The organism is Streptomyces sp. NPDC003379 (genome assembly GCF_053589195.1).
The window spans coordinates 59,676-76,491 of record NZ_JBSFRK010000016.1 but is presented as its reverse complement, the minus strand read 5'-3'; the positions used below and the strand labels follow the sequence as shown (position 1 = coordinate 76,491).

13 protein-coding genes and 3 pseudogenes are annotated in these 16,816 nt (G+C 69.9%); 11 read left to right on the top strand and 5 right to left on the bottom strand.

All coding sequences use genetic code 11. The features are described from left to right. Positions 1–22: 22 nt before the first annotated feature. From ACWDVB_RS17795 to ACWDVB_RS17785, 3 genes are read left to right on the top strand one after another with little or no spacing between them, the layout of a single operon-like run. Positions 23–1,111 (top strand): Rieske 2Fe-2S domain-containing protein, encoded by a 1,089-nt coding sequence (locus tag ACWDVB_RS17795; RefSeq protein WP_451515967.1) that lies wholly within the window; start codon positions 23–25, stop codon positions 1,109–1,111. Further along, entirely contained in the window at positions 1,108–1,275 is a 168-nt protein-coding gene (locus ACWDVB_RS17790; RefSeq protein WP_451515968.1) for a hypothetical protein, read from the top strand. Before ACWDVB_RS17795 ends, ACWDVB_RS17790 begins: the two co-directional genes overlap by 4 nt. Before the next feature lie 28 nt (positions 1,276–1,303). Next, complete coding sequence (locus tag ACWDVB_RS17785) at positions 1,304–2,281, top strand: PDR/VanB family oxidoreductase (RefSeq protein WP_451515969.1); 978 nt, start codon at positions 1,304–1,306, stop codon at positions 2,279–2,281. A 53-nt stretch (positions 2,282–2,334) separates the two neighbouring features. Here the strand turns inward: ACWDVB_RS17785 and ACWDVB_RS17780 are convergent, their stop codons facing one another. After that, positions 2,335–2,958 (bottom strand): TetR/AcrR family transcriptional regulator, encoded by a 624-nt coding sequence (locus tag ACWDVB_RS17780; protein WP_451515970.1) that lies wholly within the window; start codon positions 2,956–2,958, stop codon positions 2,335–2,337. Positions 2,959–3,209: 251 nt separating this feature from the next. Between ACWDVB_RS17780 and ACWDVB_RS17775 the strand changes: the two genes are divergently transcribed. The 4 genes and pseudogenes from ACWDVB_RS17775 to ACWDVB_RS17760 all read left to right on the top strand — a co-directional run bounded on the left by ACWDVB_RS17775 (position 3,210) and on the right by ACWDVB_RS17760 (position 8,801). Next, on the top strand, positions 3,210–4,703 hold the full coding sequence (locus ACWDVB_RS17775; RefSeq protein ID WP_451515971.1) for an MFS transporter: 1,494 nt from the start codon (positions 3,210–3,212) through the stop codon (positions 4,701–4,703). 25 nt (positions 4,704–4,728) lie between these two features. Next, positions 4,729–6,747 (top strand): annotated as a pseudogene (locus ACWDVB_RS17770) (family 78 glycoside hydrolase catalytic domain); the annotation flags it as partial. Continuing rightward, the gene (locus ACWDVB_RS17765; RefSeq protein ID WP_451611978.1) at positions 6,733–7,032 is read left to right on the top strand and encodes an alpha-L-rhamnosidase C-terminal domain-containing protein; all 300 of its coding nucleotides are present in this window, start codon (positions 6,733–6,735) and stop codon (positions 7,030–7,032) included. The pseudogene ACWDVB_RS17770 and the gene ACWDVB_RS17765, both read left to right, overlap by 15 nt. Then, on the top strand, positions 7,029–8,801 hold the full coding sequence (locus ACWDVB_RS17760) for a glycoside hydrolase family 3 protein (protein ID WP_451515972.1): 1,773 nt from the start codon (positions 7,029–7,031) through the stop codon (positions 8,799–8,801). The genes ACWDVB_RS17765 and ACWDVB_RS17760 overlap by 4 nt, the downstream gene beginning before the upstream one ends. 315 nt (positions 8,802–9,116) lie before the next feature. On the opposite strand, the gene ACWDVB_RS17755 is transcribed toward ACWDVB_RS17760, so the two are convergent. Further along, positions 9,117–9,569, bottom strand: a complete 453-nt coding sequence (locus ACWDVB_RS17755) for an RICIN domain-containing protein (RefSeq protein WP_451515973.1) — start codon at positions 9,567–9,569, stop codon at positions 9,117–9,119. Between the two features lie 185 nt (positions 9,570–9,754). On the opposite strand from ACWDVB_RS17755, the pseudogene ACWDVB_RS17750 reads away from it, so the two are divergent. Beyond that, a pseudogene (locus ACWDVB_RS17750) lies at positions 9,755–10,129 on the top strand (WYL domain-containing protein); the annotation flags it as partial. Positions 10,130–10,296: 167 nt separating this feature from the next. Here ACWDVB_RS17750 and ACWDVB_RS17745 read toward each other — a convergent pair. Continuing rightward, positions 10,297–10,755 carry a winged helix-turn-helix transcriptional regulator gene (locus tag ACWDVB_RS17745; protein WP_451515974.1) on the bottom strand — a complete coding sequence of 153 codons (459 nt, stop codon included), beginning with the start codon at positions 10,753–10,755 and terminating at the stop codon, positions 10,297–10,299. Positions 10,756–10,847: 92 nt separating this feature from the next. Here ACWDVB_RS17745 and ACWDVB_RS17740 point away from each other — a divergent pair, with 92 nt between their 5' ends. Both ACWDVB_RS17740 and ACWDVB_RS17735 read left to right on the top strand, forming a co-directional pair. After that, complete coding sequence (locus tag ACWDVB_RS17740) at positions 10,848–11,687, top strand: SDR family oxidoreductase (RefSeq protein ID WP_451515975.1); 840 nt, start codon at positions 10,848–10,850, stop codon at positions 11,685–11,687. A gap of 1,060 nt (positions 11,688–12,747) precedes the next feature. Next, positions 12,748–13,535 (top strand): annotated as a pseudogene (locus tag ACWDVB_RS17735) (winged helix-turn-helix domain-containing protein); the annotation flags it as partial. A 53-nt stretch (positions 13,536–13,588) separates the two neighbouring features. Here the strand turns inward: ACWDVB_RS17735 and ACWDVB_RS17730 are convergent. Then, a complete protein-coding gene (locus ACWDVB_RS17730; protein WP_451515976.1) occupies positions 13,589–14,545 on the bottom strand; it encodes a LysR family transcriptional regulator in 957 nt (318 codons plus the stop codon). 164 nt (positions 14,546–14,709) lie between these two features. Between ACWDVB_RS17730 and ACWDVB_RS17725 the strand changes: the two genes are divergently transcribed. Next, complete coding sequence (locus ACWDVB_RS17725) at positions 14,710–15,624, top strand: NADP-dependent oxidoreductase (protein WP_451516023.1); 915 nt, start codon at positions 14,710–14,712, stop codon at positions 15,622–15,624. Positions 15,625–15,733: 109 nt separating this feature from the next. Here the strand turns inward: ACWDVB_RS17725 and ACWDVB_RS17720 are convergent, their stop codons facing one another. Continuing rightward, positions 15,734–16,645, bottom strand: coding sequence for an ArsR/SmtB family transcription factor (locus tag ACWDVB_RS17720; protein ID WP_451515977.1), 912 nt, complete (start codon positions 16,643–16,645; stop codon positions 15,734–15,736). Positions 16,646–16,816 lie beyond the last annotated feature (171 nt).

The window sequence follows — 16,816 nt, the reverse complement described above, 5'->3', positions numbered from 1 at the left end:
TCCCCACTCCGAAGGAGACGGCATGACTGCTTTCGTACGTGATCAGTGGTACGTCGCCGCCTACAGCCGCGAAGTCACGCGCGAGCTGCTCGGGCGCACCGTGCTGGGTGAGCCGATCCTGCTGTACCGCACGGAGGGCGGCGGGGCGGTGGCGATGTCGGAGCGCTGTGTGCACCGGCGCTTCCCGCTGTCGCAGGCGCCGAGCCGGCTGGACGGCGACCGGGTGGTGTGCGGATACCACGGCTTCACCTATGGCCCCGACGGCGGCTGCGTCTTCGTGCCCGGCCAGCGGCGCATCCCGCGCACAGCGCGCCTGAAGACGTACCCGGTGGTCGAGCAGGACTCCTTCGTGTGGGTATGGATCGGTGACCGCGAACCGGGGGGTGCCCTGCCGCCCCGCGCTCCGTGGATGGACTCGCCCGGCTACACCGTGGTGTCCGGCATGGAGCCGATCGACGGCGACTACGGGCTGCTGGTCGACAACCTCATGGACCTCTCCCACGAGACGTACCTGCACGGCGGTTACATCGGCACTCCCGAGGTCGCCGAGACCCCGATCACCACCGAGGTCGACGACGCGGCCGGCGTCGTCCGCGTGAGCCGTCACATGGACGACGCCGAGTGCCCTCCCTTCTACGCCAGTTCCACGGGCGTCGAGGGCCGGATCACCCGCTGGCAGGACATCGAATACCACGCGCCGTGCCTCTACCTGCTCCACTCGCGCATCGCGCCCGTCGGAGCGCCCGGTCCGCATCCCGACGGCAGCGATCCGCACGCCTTCCACGTGGAGGTCGTCTACGGCATCACCCCTTCGACGGAGAAGACGACGTACGACTTCTGGGCCGTGGCCCGCGACTTCGCCCTCGGCGACCAGGAGGTCACCGACTTCCTGCACAACAACAACCACACCGTGGTCATGCAGGACGTCGTGGCCCTCAACGTGCTGCAGAAGTCCCTGGACACCGAGAAGGCCGGCTATCAGGAGCTGAGCATCAGCATCGACACGGGCGGACTCGCCGCCCGGCGCATCCTCGCCCGCCTGGCCCAGGAGGGCGAAGCGAGGCAGGTCCAGGAAGGGGACGCGACGCAGGCCCTGCCGGTGGCCCGATGAGGCCACTCCATCCTCCCGTCCTCTCCGGCGAGGAGGTCTACCGCATGCGCTGGGTGCTCGGTACCGACCGGCTGCTGGGCCACCCCGAGGGCCACCACCCCGGCCCGGCCACGGAGTCCGCTCCCGCGTCCGCCCCTCCGCCTCGCCACGCGGTCTTCGCCTGATCTGTCCCGGCCCGGAAAGAGAATCACCATGACCGTCACGAGCCCACAACGCACCGGGGGCGAACCCGACCTCGATCTGACCTTGGTGCGCAAGGAGTCCCTCGCCGAGGGCGTCGCCCGGCTCACCCTGACCCACCCCTCTGGTGGACGGCTGCCCTCATGGAGTCCGGGGGCCCACATCGACCTGACGCTGGGCCCCGGCCTGGTACGGCAGTACTCGCTGTGCGGCGACCCCGGGGACACCTCCCTCTTCCAGGTGGCCGTGCTGCGCGAGCCGGAGAGCCGGGGCGGCTCCCGCTACGTGCATGACACGCTGGCCGAGGGCGACGCGGTCCGGGCGAGCGGCCCCCGCAACCACTTCCAGCTGGTCGACGCCCCGCGCTACCTGTTCGTCGCCGGCGGTATCGGCGTCACCCCGGTCCTGCCGATGATCGCCGCCGCCGAGCGGCGGGGCGCCGACTGGCGCCTGGTGTACGGCGGGCGCAGCCGCGCCACCATGGCCTTCGCCTCGCGGCTCACCGAGGACCACCCCCACCGGGTGGAACTGTGCCCACAGGACGAGAGCGGCCTCCTCGACCTGGACGGGCTGCTCGGCCGCCCCTCCCCCGGCACCCTCGTCTACTGCTGCGGTCCTGAGCCCCTGCTCGACGCGGTGGAACGGCGGTGTGCCTCCTGGCCGGAGGGCACGCTCCACATCGAGCGGTTCACGCCGAAGGGGCAGGAGGACGATTCCCCTTCGGTCTCCTTCGAGGTGGAACTCTCCCGGAGCGGCATCACGGTGACCGTTCCGCCGGACAAGACCGTCCTCCAAGCGGTCGAGGAGGCCGGCGTGCGGATCCTGTCGTCGTGCCGGGAGGGCACGTGCGGCACCTGCGAGACCGCCGTCCTCGACGGAGTGGTGGACCACCGGGACTCTCTGCTCACTCCCGCCGAACGGGCACGCGACGACACGATGTTCCTCTGCGTCTCGCGCGCCGCCTGCCCTCGCCTCGTCCTGGATCTGTGACCCGCCGGCACCTGACATGTGTGCTTGCGGCCGGCTCTTGCGTGCCCCGAGCGCTACAGCCCCTTGCCGTCGGCCGCGATCCTGCTCATCAGGCGGTCCAGGTGCGAGCGCATCACGGCGATCAAGTCGAAGGTACGCCCGCCGGCCAACCACTGCAGCCGTAGTCCGGCGTCGACCGCCGCGCACTCCCTGGCGATGTTCTCGTAATCCAGGCCCGCTTTGAGTTCACCCGACTCGGCGCCGGCGCGCAGGCGGTCCGCGAGTTCCCGTACGCCCTTCTCCTGCCAGTGGGAGAAGAACTCGTGCGCGGGGTGATCGGGAGCGGTGGCCTCGGCGCCCACCACGACGGCGAGTTCGAGGATCCCCGGCATGTTCAACGCTCCGGCGGTGTCCTCCAGGTGGCAGCGGAAGGCGTCCCGCACGGAGTCGGACACGCGTACCCACTGCGCGTCGAGCCGCTCGTGCCAGTACTGCACCACGGCCAGCAGCAGTTGCTGTTTGTCGCGGAAGTGATGGAGCAGCCCGGCGTCGGTGATTCCGGCGTCGCGGGCGACGCGGGCCAGTGAGGTCTTTCGGTAACCGTCCTGGCCGAAGCGCAGCAGCGCGACCTCAAGGATCTGGTTGCGCCTGGCCAGTCCCGTTGCGTAGCCGCCGCGCGGCCCCCGTGGTGTCCCCATGCGGACAACGGTACCGAGGCCGTCGCCCACTCTCGCGAGGAGTGCTGTCACCGCCCGGCAGAGGCGCCCTGACGTCCTCGCGGTGTGACGTGCGCCACAACCTCAACACCTAGCGCGCACTAGGTATTGGCTTCATCATCGTCCAAAAGCGAGGGAACGTTTCGAGCCCGCGGCCGGATGTGAGCCCTGGGTGACGGCATGCCGTTCCGCACACGAACCCGACCTTCCCTGTTCGCGAAAGGAGCGGCTTCATGACATCGACGTCTGCGAGCCCCCGGCTCGACGCAGCACCGTCCGACGACACCGCGAGATGGACTCCGCGACTGATCGCCGTACTCCTGGCGCTCATCTGGCCGACGCAACTCCTCGCCGCCGCCGGCATCCTGGGTGCCAATGCCACCGCTGACGTGGCGCAGAGCTTCCGCACCACCCATGTGGCCTGGTTCACGCTGACCGTCGTCCTCGTCTCGACGTTGTTGACGCCGTTCGTGATGAAGCTGGGTGACCGGTACGGCAAGAAGCGGCTCATGCTCGTGATGACCGGCTTGGGAGTCGTCGGAGACGTCATCGCCGCGGTCGCGGGCAGCTTCTGGCTCCTGCTGGCCGGGCGGGCGATCGCCGGCTGTTACGGCCCGTTCGCCGCCCTGTCCTTCCCTGCCGTGCGCGACATTTTCCCTCCCCGGCAGGTCAAGCCCGCCAGCGCCGTCCTGGGCAGCAGCATCGGCCTGGTGGCCCTGGCCGCGCCGTTCCTGGCCGGCTGGCTGGTCGACGGCTGGGGCTACAAGGGCGTGATGTGGTTCCTCGCCGCGGCCTCCGCCGTCGGCTTCGCGCTGATCGCCGTCCTGGTGCCGCGGACTCCCCGGCACGACTTCCGGCCCGGCTTCGACTGGCTCGGCGGTCTGGTCCTCGGCGGAGGGCTGACCGCCGTCGTCTACGCGGTCGGCCAGGGGCAGAGCTGGGGGTGGGCCGACTCCAAGACCCTCGGCTGGCTCGCCGCCGGGCTTGCCGCACTGGTTGCCTTCATCTTCGTGGAGCGCTCCAGCGCCCACCCGATCCTGGACCTGAAGGTGCTCAGCCGCCGCCCGGTCGCCCTGGTCCTCGTCACCGGAGGGCTCGCGCAGGCCGTCGCGTACACCCTGCCCAGCATGGCGATCCTGCTCGCCCTCTACCCGCACATCCCCGGCGTCTCCGCCGGCCTCGGGTGGACGGCACAGCACAACGCCGCCGTCAGCGTCACCTGGAACGTGGTGATGTTCGGCGCCGGACTTGTCGCCAGCCGCCTCCTGCGCACGACCGACGCCCGCCTGCTCTGGTGGACGGGGCTGGCTCTGATGGCACTCGGCTACGGCCTGCTGGGCTTCTTCCACGCCGATGAGACCCAACTGATCCTCACCTCGTGCCTGGCCAACCTCGGCTCCGGCCTCGTCGTCGCGGGAGCTCCGGCGCTCGTCGTCGGCGTGGTGTCCAAGGAGGAGCAGGGGCTGGGCAGCGGCATGCTCAACATGCTCATCAACTTCTTCGGCGCCCTCGTCACCGCCCTGTCGTTCGCCGCCCTCGCGACCCACAGCACCGTCGTGGACGGCACCGCCTTCTACCAGGACAGCGGCTACGCCTGGCTCTTCTGGACAGGAGCGCTGCTCACCGCGCTGACCCTCGCGCTCTCGCTGCTCATCCCCCCACTGCGGGACCCCGCGGAAACCGACGCCGCTCCCGTCATTGAACGCCCCGCGCCCGGACGACCGTAGCCCACCCACCACGAGAGAGTCGGACATGCCTCATACCTGGACCGCTCAGGTCATCACCCCCGACCGGCCGGAAGAGCCACCGGGTACGGCGGGCCGCCCGGCCGCCCTGCTGCGCGGTGTGTTCACCGTGAGCAGCCAGGTGAGACAGGCGGAGCTGCGGGTCACCGCCCTGGGGGTGTACGAGATGCGACTCAACGGCGCCGTCGTCGGCGACCACGTCCTGGCACCGGGCTGGACCAGCTATCACCACCGCCACCGCTACCAGTCCTTCGACGTGACCCGGATGCTGCGCCGCGGCCCCAACGCCTGGGGCGCACACCTCGCGGACGGCTGGTACCGGGGGCTGCTCGGATTCAACGGCGGCAACCGCGACATCTACGGACCACACACCGGCCTGCTCGCCGAGCTGCGGATCGAGTACGCCGACGGCAACCTCCAGACGGTCACGACCGGCCCCGGCTGGCGAGCGGCGGCCGGGCCCGTCACCGCCGTCGGCCTGTACGAGGGAGAGGACCACGACGCCCGCCGCGAGCTCCCCGGCTGGAGCGAACCGGGCTTCGACGACGCACACTGGCGGCGCGTTCGCGTGGTGGACTTCGACACCTCGGTGCTCTTCCCGGCCGACAGCCCTCCGGTACGGCGCATCGAGTGCCTCCCTCCGGTCGCCGTCACCACCTCGCCCACCGGGCGCACCATCGTGGACTTCGGGCAGAACCTGGTCGGCAGACTCCGCATCCGCGTCCGCGGAGAGGCGGGTCGCACAGTGACTCTGCGGCATGCCGAAGTACTGGAGGACGGGGAGCTGTGCGTACGTCCGCTGCGCGGTGCCACGGCCACCGACCGCTACACCCTGCGTGGCGACACCGACGGCGAGCAGTGGGAACCCCGCTTCACCTTCCACGGCTTCCGCTACGCCGAACTCGACAACTGGCCCGGCGAACTCTCCCCTGGGGACGTCACCGCTGTGGTCCTGCACAGCGACCTGCGCCGGACCGGCTGGTTCGAGTCCTCCGACCCGTCGCTGAACCGGTTGCACGAGAACGTGGTGTGGGGGATGCGAGGCAACTTCCTGGATGTCCCCACCGACTGCCCCCAGCGCGACGAACGCCTCGGCTGGAGCGGCGACATCCAGGTCTTCGCCCCCACCGCCACGTTCCTCTACGACACCAAGGACTTCCTGCGCTCCTGGCTGCGCGACCTCGCCGCCGACCAGAGCGAGGACCCCGACGGCATCCCGCCGGTGATCAGCCCCGCCATCCCGCTGAACATCCCCGTCCCGGTGCCTCCCGGCAATCCTCCGATGGCCGGCTGATGCGATGCCGCAGTCATCGTCCCGTGGGTCCTGTACGAGCGGTACGGCGACGCGGAGGTGCTGCGCACCCAGTACCCGTCCATGCGTGCCTGGGTCGACGCCGTCGACCGGATCGCCGGCCCCGGACACGTGTGGGGCGAGGGCTTCCAGTTCGGCGACTGGCTCGACTCGTCCGCGTCCCCCGACGACCCGGGCGGGGCGACGACGTCTTCTCAACTCGTCGCGACTGCCTGCTTCGCACACTCGGCCCGTCTGCTCGCCCGCACCGCCGAGGTGCTGGGCGAGAAGGACGATACCGAGCGCTACCACGCTCTGTCCGATGCCGTACGGCAAGCTTTCCGCGCCCGCTTCCACACCGGCGGCGGCCACTTGGTGGAAGAGACCCAGACTGCCTACGCCCTCGCCCTCGGCTTCGGCCTGCTCCAGGACGTCGCCGAGCGAGCCGAGGCCGGAAACCGGCTGGCCGCCCTGGTGGCCGAGCGGGGCCACCGGATCGGGACCGGCTTCCTCGGCACGCCGTTGGTCTGTGACGCGCTCACCGCCACCGGCCACACCGACACCGCGTACAAGTTGCTGCTTGAACGCTCCTGCCCCTCGTGGCTCTACCAGGTGGACATGGGTGCCACCACGATCTGGGAGCGGTGGGACAGCCTGCTCCCGGACGGCAGCGTCAACCGCGGAGAGATGACTTCCTTCAACCACTACGCGCTCGGCGCGATCGCCGACTGGCTGCACCGCACCGTCGCGGGTCTCGCGCCGGCCGCCCCCGGCTACCGCCGCCTACTCGTGCGGCCCCGCCCCGGCGGGGGCCTCACCTGGGCGAAGGCCGCGCACGAAACACCGTACGGCCGGGCCGAGGTGGCGTGGCGCCTGCACGAACAGCGGCTCACCGTCGACGTCACCGTCCCGCAGGGCACCGAGGCCACCATCGATCTGCCGGGCGCCGAACCCACCCGCGCCGGCCCTGGCACCCACACCTTCCACACTCCCCACCGCACCACCGAGGAGCAGCAGTGACCCACCCGTACCAGGACGCCGGCCGCAGCATCGAAGAACGGGTGGCCGACCTGCTGCCCCGGATGACCCTGGAAGAGAAAGCCGGGCTGCTGTTCCACCACGCGACAGGCATCGGAGCGAACCCCGCGCCCGTCGGCCTCACCGCCGAGCAGATGATGTCCGACCATCTCATGTCACACTTCAACCTGCTGGGCGCGGGCACCCCGCGCGAGATGGCGCAGCTCCACAACCGCCTCCAGGAGCAGGCCTCCGCCACCCGGCTGGGCATCCCGGTCACGCTGTCCACCGATCCGCGCCACGCGTTCACCGACAACCCGGGCACCGCGATGATGGCCGGCCCGTTCTCGCAGTGGCCCGAGGCCCTGGGCCTGGCCGCCACCGATGACGTCGACCTCATGCGCCAGTACGGCGACACCGTGCGCCGCGAGTACCTGGCCGTCGGTCTGCGCGTCGCCCTGCACCCACAGATCGACCTGGCCACCGAGCCTCGCTGGGCCCGCATCCCGGGCACTTTCGGCGAGGACGCCGACCTGACCTCCCGCCTGGCCGCCGCGTACATCGAGGGCCTGCGCGGGCCGGGCGAACAACTCGGCCAGGACAGCGTGGCCGCGATGGTCAAGCACTTCCCCGGCGGTGGCCCGCAGAAGGACGGCGAGGACCCGCACTTCCCGTACGGCAGGGAGCAGATCTATCCGGGCGGCTTCTTCGACTACCACCTCAAGCCGTTCAAGGCGGCCATCGCCGCCGGGGCCACGCAGGTGATGCCGTACTACGGCATGCCGATCGGCACCCCGTACGAAGAGGTCGGATTCGGCTTCAACCACAGCATCATCACTGGGCTGCTGCGCGAGGAACTCGGCTTTGACGGCATCGTCTGCACCGACTGGGGTCTGCTCACCGACGGCCCGATCATGGGCGAGACGCATGCCGCCCGCGCCTGGGGCGTGGAACACCTCACACCCGCGGAGCGGGCACTGAGGGTGCTGCACGCCGGTGCCGACCAGATCGGTGGCGAAGCCTGCCCCGAGCTGATCACCGGCCTGGTCCGTGGCGGACGGCTGGCGGAGTCGCGGCTCGACTCCTCCGCCGCCCGCCTGCTGGCCGAAAAATTCCGCCTGGGCCTCTTCGACGATCGCCGTTACGTCGACCCGGACACCGCCGAAGAGGTGGTCGGCCGCGCCGACTTCCGTACCGCCGGTGAGGCCGCCCAGCGCCGCTCGCTGACCCTGCTGGAGAACCGCGCCGCCGTCCTGCCGCTGACCGGCCGCCCCCGGCTGTACGTGGAGGGCGTCGACCCGGCCGTGGCTGCCGAGTACGCCGACATCGTCACCGACCCCGCCCAGGCCGATCTGGCGGTGCTGCGGCTGAACACCCCGTACGAGCCCCGCTCGGGCCTGTTCGAGTCCTTCTTCCACGCCGGTCGGCTCGACTTCGACCACGACCGCCTCAAGCAGATCCTCGCCCTGCTCGACACGGTGCCCACCGTCGTCACCATCCACCTCGAACGGCCCGCCGTCATCCCGGAAATCGCCGACCGCTGCGCCGCACTGCTCGCCGCGTACGGCGTCGGCGACCGGGCGCTGCTCGACGTCCTGTACGGCCGGGCCGCCCCCGAGGGCACGCTGCCCTTCCAGCTTCCCCGGTCCATGGCCGAGGTGGAGGCCGGCCGGCCCGACGTCCCTCAGGAGAGCCCTGAACCGCTCTACCCCTTCGGGCACGGACTGCGGTACGCCGCCGGAACCACGGCCGGACCGGACCTCACCACCTGAAGCCGACACCCTGCTGCTCGGCCCGCCGGCCGGCCTGTGCCTCGGTAGCGGAACGTCCACCCAGAGACGAAATACGGCAGCCACACCTGCCCGATTCGTTACTTCCCCCGCTCCTCCAGCTGTTGGTGAAGTCGTTACCTGACGCGGTGGCGTCCTCCAATGGGGAACCAGGCTCTGGTGGCTGCCGACCAGCCACCCGGGCCCGTGGGTTCGGGTCATGCACGCATGACGGCGATCGAGTGCGGGCGCCGACCGCCCTGCCCAACTTGCAGGCAGGCAGGACGCCTCCCAGTGGATGCAGAGCCACCACACCGCTCAGCAAAGACGCCACCGAGGGCGCGCGGACTGGGTGAGCCATCGAGAGGCCGTTGTACGGCCGAGCCTCGACGCTGCAGTCCGCGGCTCCCGGGCGGAGCGACGGGGACCCCATGCGCAGGCGGCAAGGCAGGGGCCCATGCCTGTCCTCAGCGTGCGGTCTTGGACCACCTTCTCGTCTGATGCGCCGTTGCAGGACCACTGGATCAGCTCGGATGCCCCGGTTGCTCCTGAGCCGAGGCCGAGGCACTCGCCGGAGTAGACGTTCCGCAGTTCACGTGCGCCCGTGTCGTACCACCGCTGATGGTCGACCGCGCCGTCGCACGTGTACTGAACCATGCCGGCCCCGATGGCGAGACTGGACGCGGGGACGGGGCCCACGCACTTGTCCGAGTACGCGTTCTCGAGGAAAGAGCGCGTTTGCCGTTGGAGTCGGTGGCCTTGAACGCCCACTGGCTGGACCGCGCCGGCGTCGGCCGCCGGAGAGACCGACGAACCCGGGTCCGCACCGCCGCCCTCGTGGCTCGGCTTCTTGATCCCCGCCTTGCCGTCTTTGCCGTTGCCGCCCTTGGCCAGCCGGCGGGAGGGCGCACCGGCCGGTTTTCTGTGGGAGCCGGCGGACGGCGAGGCGCTCGGGAAGGTCCAGGCCGGTGGCCGGTTTCGACTACCCGGCCGGAAGCGACGTACGACGGCGACGGGTCGAGCCGTACCGCCTGGTCGCCTCCGACCGGCGCTGGTACCTCTTCGCGTACGACCTCGACCGCGACGACTGGCGCACCTTCCGCGTCGACTGGATGAGCGAGGTATCCGCACGGGCCTGGCGCTCGCGCCCGCGCGCGGCGCCCGACGCGGCGACGTACGTGCAGGAGAGCGTGGCGAGCCGGGTCTACCCGCACCGGGCGCGCTTCCTCGTGCACGCGTCGGCCGACACGGTGGGCGCGCAGCTGCCCGCGTCGGCGGCCGTCGTGCGGCAGCGCGGGAGCGAGCTCTGCGAGGGACTCAGTGGCGCCGCCGGCCCTCGGCTTCGCCATGCGCCGGGCCACCACACCGACGGCATCGTCGCGTAGACCCTTCTGGCAGCCTGGCGCCGTGGCCGATCGGCCACGGAACTCGGAGTGGCTGGGCAGCCTCTTCACTCATTGGAGTGAGCGGGTACGCACGGACCTTGCTGCTGTCACGGTCAATGTTCGTCGTCGAGATGATGAAGCTGTCGAGGGCCTGGAGTGGTCAGCTGCTTCGCTTGACCTGGTGCGCTCAGCCGCTCCGTGGCGGACGCCCCGCTGGCTGCCATCCGCTGTGTGATCCGGTCGAACAAGTCCGTCAGCGGCGCACCGACGTCCCGGCCGAACTCAGTCAGCCCGTAGGTGACTTGGGGTGGCGTCGTCGGCTCGACCTTCCGCCAGACCAGGTCGTCCTGGACCAGTGCGCGCAGCGTCTGAGCGAGCATCTTCTCGCTGATGCCCCGGATGCTGTCGCGCAGCTCGTAGAACCGAAGGTCACTGCTCCGCAAGGAGATCAGCACCCAGATACCCCACCTGCTGGTCACATGGTCGACCACGTCGCGCGCAGGGCAGTCGGTGTGAAACACCTCATACCGCTTGCCCGCCTCGGCCTGCGTCAGCTGCGCACCTTCCCTCATGTCCGGAGCTTACCTCTGGGTACGTTCTTACGAAAAGTAAGCCCGCCTCCTAGCGTCAATTGCCGAAGTGCACAACGGACTAGGAGCTGAACATGATCGTGGTGACCGGGGCTACCGGGAATGTGGGCCGGCCTTTGACGCAGGTCCTGGCCAAGGCGGGCGAGGAGGTGACGGCGGTGTCACGGCACGCGGCGGCAATGCCGGACGGGGTCCGGCACGTGACGGCTGACTTGGCCGAGCCGCAGGGCCTGACCCCCGCTTTGGACGGGGCGAAGGCACTGTTCCTCCTGCTGTCCGGCGACCTGCACGCCCCCGAAGCCAGGCCGACCGACATTATCGACCTGGCTGCTGCCAGCGGGGTCCGCCGAGTCGTCCTGCTGTCTTCGCAGGGCGTGGCGACCAGGCCGCTCGGCCCGTCGCGGATCGCGATGCGGGCGGTGGAGGGCGCGTTGAGAGAGTCCGGCCTGGACTGGGCCGTCCTACGACCGGGCGGCTTCGCCTCCAACGCCTTGGCGTGGGCGGAGTCCGTCCGCACGCAAGGGACGGTCGCCGCGCCCTTCGGCGCTGTCGGGGTTCCGATCGTCGACCCGGCGGACATCGCCGAGGTCGCGGCGGCCTGCCTGCTGGACGACCGGCACACCGGCGGCATCTTCGAGCTGACCGGGCCCGAGGTGATCACGCCCCGCCAGCAGTCGGAGGCCATCGCCGCCGCGCTCGGCTCGCCGGTGCGATTCCACGAACTCACCCGCGAGGAGGCCAAAGCCGCGATGACCCAGTTCGTGCCGCCGGAGCTCGCCGACGACACCCTGGACATCATCTCCGCCCCGAACCCCGCCGAACTGCGGATCAGCTCGGACGTGGAACGAGTCCTCGGTCGCGCTCCGCGCCCCTTCAACAACTGGGTCGCCCGTAGCATCGCCGCTTTTCGCTGAGGCACAACTCAGCTGAAGCGCCCGGGCAGCCTCGTGCGACTACGGCCGCACGGGGCGGCCCCGTAGCGTCACCGCCCGCCACCATCCAACACTCAAGAGCCGGAGCGACGTGACAGGGCTCTACTGGTTTCCTGCGCCGGAGATCCGTTGGTAGGAGCGGGTGAGGGAGTCCAGATCAACGGGGTCGAGTACTCGTTCCACTGGCTGCACCCAGGCGCGGACGGCGGATTCCCTATTCCGTCGATCTGGAAGATGCCCAGGTCAAGAACGCGAATGACGATGCCCTGAAGCCAAGCTCAGCAACCCCGGCGGCGTCGCACTGGGCATCAGCAGCTGCGAAGCCACCCAACTGACGCTGCGAGATGCACAACCAGTCTCCGGCGACGTCAAAATGCACTACGCCAGCTTCAAGGTCATCGAGGCTGCGCCACAGGTGTGGTCGGCCACGGTACGCCTGGAAGGACTGACCTACGATGCGCTTACCCCGCCCCCGCCACAGACCTACGCCGCGTCGGTGAAGACGCCGACGCCCGCACAGTCCAACTCGCCAAGCAGCGTCGACGCCGGGTCACTCTGCCCTGGCACGCCAGGCTGTGGGGTTATCTCCAGGACGCGACCGTGGGCTACGGCTTCCGTCCCACCCGTGCCGGTGGCAGGCTCCTGGCGGCAAAGGCCCGGGGTTCAATGCCCCCGTCTACACCCTGGACCTCCTGCTGCCGATCATCGACTTCGGTCGGCAGAATGCCTTCACACCCACCGGGATTCACCAGTGGTTGTCCTACCTGCTGATCGCCGTTGGCTGGGTTCTCGCCACGACCGTCGCCGCCGGGATCACACGCACCCTCAGCCGCCAATAGCGTCCGCTTGCATCCAGGCTCTCCGTCAAGAGGTGCTCGGCGTGTCCGGCGGCAGTCCGGTCAACAAGTCCGGTCAACAACTCAGCGCCGCCTGGTGCAGCAACCGAGCGACATGCCACAGCGGGGCGAACGTTGCCTACTGATCTCTTCGGCATGTTGTCGGAGAGGGTGACGAGTGGTGATCCCTGCGGTAGGCCGGTGGTATGCGGTACACGCAGGGCGGCGGGCTGACTGCCGAGCGACGGCAGTTGCGGGAACAGACCCGGTTCGAGGCAGGTGAGCGGTTCGCGCGGGGCGAGAGGAACGCGGTGATCGCGAAGGATCTGCGGGTGAGTGAGCGGTCGGTGCAGCGATGGCGGCGGGCCTGGCGCGAAGGCGGCACGACCGCCCTCGCCTCGGCCGGGCCGCCGAAACTGCCCAAGCTGACCGACGACCGGTTCGCCGAGCTGGAGAAGGAGCTGGCCGACGGCCCGGCCGTGCACGGCTGGGAGGACCACCGCTGGACCCTGGCGAGGATCCGGGCACTGACCTTGTGGAAGTTCGGACTGGACCTCTCGCCGGCGGCGGTCTGGCGGCTGCTGCACAGACACGGCTGGTCCTGGCAGTCGCCCGCCCGCCGGGCCCTGGAACGCGACGAGCATGCCGTCGCGTTGTGGAAGAAGGACGTGTGGCCGCCGGAGGATGACCGCGGCGGCGCTCGGGGCCTTCCTCGTCTTTGAGGACGAGGCGGGGTTCGGGATGGACTCTGCCGCGGGCCCGCACTTGGGGCCGACGCCGAGATACGCCGGTGGTGCGGGTGCGCGGCCTGTCCTGGCGCCGCTACCCGATCGCCGCCCTGTACTGCTACCGGCCGCGCGAAACCTCCCGGCCGGTCTACCGGCCGCGCCGGCACCGCAAGCACCACAAGCACCACAAGCACCGCGGCAAGGGACGCAACAGCTTCTCCTGGCAGGACTACCGCGACCTCATCGTCCGCGCTCACCTCCAGCTCAAGGCCGTTACCGATACGGCGGCGTTAGGGACGATGGACGCCAGTCTTCCTGGTCACCTCGGGGCGCTCAGTGCTGTGCGGTCCGTTGCGGGCAGCCACCAGGGGGCGTCGGGGAGACGGTGCCAGCGGTGGGTCTGGGCGTAGGTGTGGATGATCTCCAGGGCTCGGTTGGTGGTGGTTGTCGCGGTGGTGGTGTTCCAGACGGCGTGCCAGGGGTAGAGAGGGACGGGGCTGGTCAGGGGGCGGGCGGTCAGGCCGTCGGGGAGCAGCCCGGTGGTGAGGCCGAAGGCGGGGTAACCACGGGCTTGGACGGTTGCGTGGATGGCGGTGCGGCCGTGTCCGCGTACGCGGAGCGCACCGCGTAGGCCGAAGGCGGCCATGATCTGGTCGATCCAGTCGCGCCACTCGGCGGCCTCGTCGGCGGTGTGGACCAGGAGCGGGTGGTCGGCGAGAGCGGCCATGGGCACCTCGTCGTATGCGGCGAGGGAGTGGTCGGCGGGGATGATGACGCCGATGGACTCCAGCCTCACCGGCATGGTGGCGAGGGTCGCGGGCAGTTCTTGGCCGAGCCCGTGGATACGACCGAAGGCGAGGTCGAGGTCTCCGGAGAGCAGGCGGGGCAGCGCGGCGGCCAGGCCCTGGCTCTGGACGACCTCGAACGGCAGGCACGGGGTCTGGGCGCGCAGGTGCTGGGCGAGGACCGAGGGGGTCAGTCCTTCGGTGAGGACGTCGATGCGCAGCGGCGTACGGCTGCGGGCGAGGTCGTCGATCAGTTGCTGGGCGTCGCTGAGCAGGCGCCGCGCGCGGGTGGTGAAGACCTCGCCCGCGGGGGTGAGGGAGACCTGGCGGCGGTCGCGGAGGAACAGTTGGACACCGAGACGTTTCTCCAGGGCGGTGATCTGCGAGGACAGGGTCTGCTGGGCGATGGTGAGCCTGGCGGCGGCCCGGCCGTAGTGGAGTTCTTCGGCGAGGGTCACGGCGTAGCGCGCCTGGCGCAGATCGAGATCCACACCTTCACCGTAACAGCCTACGGCTGTTGGGTGTCAGATGAAGAGTGTTGGACCCGCCAGGGCTCGCCATCGTTGACTGAGTAAGCAGAAGACGCCGTACGGAACCACTTCCAAGGGTTTGGCGGCGAGGTAATCGCTCATTCGAAGGTAAGGCGGCAAGCGTGATGAAGGCAGTGGTCATGGATTCCTACGGCGGCCCGGAGATCCTGCGGGTGGCTGATCTTCCTGAGCCGCAGGCAGGTGCGGGGCATGTCCGGGTGCGGATCAAGGCGGCGGGGCTGAACCCGATCGATGCCAAGATTCGGCGCGGGGAGTTCGACGCTGTCTACGACATCTCTTTCCCCCAGCAGCTCGGCAACGAGTTCGCCGGCGTGGTGGACCAGGTCGGCGACGGCGTCAAGGGCTTCTCGGCCGGAGACGAGGTGATCGGTTTTGTGGACATGGCGGCCTACGCCGAGCAGGTCGTCGTCCCCGCGGAGAACCTGGCGGTCAAGCCTGCGGCGCTGTCGTGGGAGACGGCGGCGGTCGTCGGAGCGGTCGGGCAGGCGGCGTTCAACGCGCTGGCCCGGCTGGAGCTGAAGGCCGGGGAAACGATGCTGATCCACGGCGCGTCCGGCGGTGTCGGGAGCCTGGCGGTGCAGTTCGCCCGTGCGCGGGGCGTGCACGTCATCGGAACAGCGGGTGAAGGCAATCACGACTACGTCCGCTCCCTCGGCGCCACCCCGGTGGCGTACGGCGAGGGCCTGGAGCAGCGGGTGCGCGAGCTGGCCCCGCAGGGCGTGGATGCCTCGCTGGACCTGACCGGCTCCGAGGAGGCGATCAGTGTGTCCGTCGCGGTGACGGGCGACAAGGCCAGGATCGTGACACTGGCCAGCCCGCCGCTGGCCCAGCAGTACGGCATCACCATGATGTTCGGCACCCGCTCGGCCGCCACCGTCGCCCAAGTCGCCCAGGCGGTGGCCCGCGGCGATGCCGCCCTGCCCATCGCCCGCCACTTCGCGCCGGCCGACATGGCCGAAGCGCACCGGCAGATGGAGACCGGCGGACACCGGGGCAAGCTCGTCCTGACCCTGGACTGATCCCCCCGGTACGCGACGGCGCGCCCGCCACTGACCTCACGGCCGCTGAGACTGCGCGGCCGGAGGCGGCACGGCCCACCCAGAACACCGGCAACTCCCCGCACACGTTCTAGATGCGGGCTTCTTCCAGCAGGCCTGCCGCATGTGCGGTCCGCTCGTACAACACGTAGCGCCCGTCTCTGACCTTGGTGACGAGGCGTGCGCGATGCAGTGCGCTGAGGTGGTAGGAGACAGTGCCCGGGGTGCATCCGATCCGGGCGGCGAGTTCCGCGGTGGACCGGGCTGTTTCGAGGTCCGCAAGTAAGGCCGCTCGGGTGTTGCCGACCACTTGCGCGATTCTTCCGGACCTGCGATCCCGGCCGGCTCCGATCCGTTGGGCGGGGTAATAGAGGACGAACTGCCCGGGGGTGTCGACCTGGATGATGACGTCGGGCCAGTTGAGCACGCCGGGGGCGAGGACCAGGTCCCGGCCGGTGACATCGATTTCACCATCCCACGACTTGGCGAGGGTGACCGCGTCGCCTGCCCAGTCCATGTCGGGATGAAGTGCCCCGAGCGTCCGGCCGATGCCATGGGTGGCGATGGCCGTCGCGCGGTGGGCGATGTCCTGATTGACGATCGAGCGCAGTTCGGGCCAGCCCTCGGAGAGGGCATCGCGCCAGAACCGGGCGAGACCGTTGGCGAGATGTCGCTGCATCCGCCCCGACTCTGCGATCCGGCGGGTCGTGGCCAGCAGCGGCCTGTTCCAGTGGGTCCGGGTGTAGGTGAAGAGTTGGGTTTCGAGGTCGTCCTGCGCTACGGCCTCGATCTGCGCGACCTGCTCGTCGAGCAGGTCACGACGCTGCGCGTCCGTACCTGGCTGAGGGGTGAGCAGGTCAGGTGTGTAGGTGTCGCCGTTTTGCGGCAACAGGTCCGCGAGCAGGGCGACGTCGGGATGGGCAAGTGACGCGCGGGCGAGTGGTCCGGGATCTCCGAACACCGGGTGCCGTCTCGACGCGGCGGTGAGTTTCAGCCACGCCATGGACTCCGACGCGGGGGAAGGGGCCAACCGCGTCCTGGACACTGTTTCGGCGTCTACACGCAGGGTGAGCACCGCTCCGACGGTAGCAGTCGTCACGATGGATTTGAACCGGCTCGAATGCTTTCCGGCGCGAGGTCCCCGCGTGGTTGAGTCGGGTTGCCGAACAACGGC

Coding starts and splice junctions, on each gene's coding strand:
- ACWDVB_RS17745 (WP_451515974.1), bottom strand. CDS start 10,755: ATGAGGGAAGGTGCGCAGCTGACGCAGGCCGAGGCGGGCAAGCGGTAT.
- ACWDVB_RS17780 (WP_451515970.1), bottom strand. CDS start 2,958: ATGGGGACACCACGGGGGCCGCGCGGCGGCTACGCAACGGGACTGGCC.
- ACWDVB_RS17785 (WP_451515969.1), top strand. CDS start 1,304: ATGACCGTCACGAGCCCACAACGCACCGGGGGCGAACCCGACCTCGAT.
- ACWDVB_RS17740 (WP_451515975.1), top strand. CDS start 10,848: ATGATCGTGGTGACCGGGGCTACCGGGAATGTGGGCCGGCCTTTGACG.
- ACWDVB_RS17795 (WP_451515967.1), top strand. CDS start 23: ATGACTGCTTTCGTACGTGATCAGTGGTACGTCGCCGCCTACAGCCGC.
- ACWDVB_RS17725 (WP_451516023.1), top strand. CDS start 14,710: ATGAAGGCAGTGGTCATGGATTCCTACGGCGGCCCGGAGATCCTGCGG.
- ACWDVB_RS17775 (WP_451515971.1), top strand. CDS start 3,210: ATGACATCGACGTCTGCGAGCCCCCGGCTCGACGCAGCACCGTCCGAC.
- ACWDVB_RS17720 (WP_451515977.1), bottom strand. CDS start 16,645: ATGGCGTGGCTGAAACTCACCGCCGCGTCGAGACGGCACCCGGTGTTC.
- ACWDVB_RS17790 (WP_451515968.1), top strand. CDS start 1,108: ATGAGGCCACTCCATCCTCCCGTCCTCTCCGGCGAGGAGGTCTACCGC.